2 protein-coding genes are annotated in these 931 nt (G+C 58.5%); both read left to right on the top strand.

What is annotated here, in order from left to right:
• The first annotated feature begins 169 nt into the window (after positions 1-169).
• Positions 170-532, top strand: a complete 363-nt coding sequence (locus AB4Z52_RS36210; protein WP_442222613.1) for a VOC family protein — start codon at positions 170-172, stop codon at positions 530-532.
• Positions 533-540: 8 nt separating this feature from the next.
• Complete coding sequence (locus AB4Z52_RS36205) at positions 541-927, top strand: hypothetical protein (RefSeq protein ID WP_442222612.1); 387 nt, start codon at positions 541-543, stop codon at positions 925-927.
• The last annotated feature ends 4 nt before the right edge of the window (positions 928-931 follow it).

Below are 931 nucleotides of genomic sequence, written 5' to 3'. Positions count from 1 at the left end.
ATGGATGATCATGTCGCCTTAGAGCTATTCCGCTCCATCGCAGAGCAGAACCGCCAGCATTTCGAGGCGGATGAGCACGCGTGGCAAGGGATAGCGTTCAGTTTACTTCCGCCGCCGATTTCGTGAATACATGGCAGACCGGGCTCGCTGATCAATTGGGAGAACCACATTGGCCGTCGTTGGAATGGATCATATTCAGTTGGCGATGCCGGTCGGACGCGAGAACGCTGCTCGCGGCTTCTACGAGGGGCTGCTTGGACTGAAGGAAGTCGCGAAGCCACCGCATCTCGCCGCCAGGGGTGGATGTTGGTTCGAGGCCAACGGTGTCAGAATTCATTTGGGGGTTGAGGACGATTTTTCGCCCGCAAAGAAGGCCCATCCAGGTCTCATCGTCAGTGACCTCCCCTCCCTCGCAGCGTTGCTGGATGCAGCCGGGTTTCCGACATCCGCCGACCAGCCGCTGGAGGGATATGACCGAAGATACGTCAGCGACCCTTTCGGCAATCGAATCGAGCTGATGCAGGTCAAATGAGATCGCAGATGACTTTTTCGCAGACGGCACCTGGGAAGACGATGGCCATACCGGTGACAACCTATTCACAGATCAACCTGACCGGAGAGGTACCGGGCGTACTGCTGGTGCCGGACAGGTTGAACGAATGGGGCATCGTCGTCCTCAGCGGATCAAGCGGTCGGGTCGATGTTCAGCGTGCTTCCCTCTTCGCCAGCCTCGGAATCACGGCGCTGGCATTGCGATGGTTCGGCGGTGAAGGCCAAACTCCCGGACTCTGTGAAGTCCCGCTGAAGACTTTCGTCAGCGCCATCGACGAGCTTTGCCACCGTGGCTGCAAGCACATCGCAATCATCGGAACATGCAAGGGCGCGGAAGCAGCTCTGCTTATAGCTGCCCGTGACCACTGCCCGTGACCAC

Origin of the sequence: Rhizobium sp. 2YAF20 (assembly GCF_052114685.1) — a bacterium.
Lineage (GTDB): Bacteria > Pseudomonadota > Alphaproteobacteria > Rhizobiales > Rhizobiaceae > Rhizobium.
Note: the sequence above shows the minus strand (reverse complement) of the source record. Positions and strands in the feature narration are given on the sequence as shown.

Coding starts and splice junctions, on each gene's coding strand:
- AB4Z52_RS36205 (WP_442222612.1), top strand. CDS start 541: ATGACTTTTTCGCAGACGGCACCTGGGAAGACGATGGCCATACCGGTG.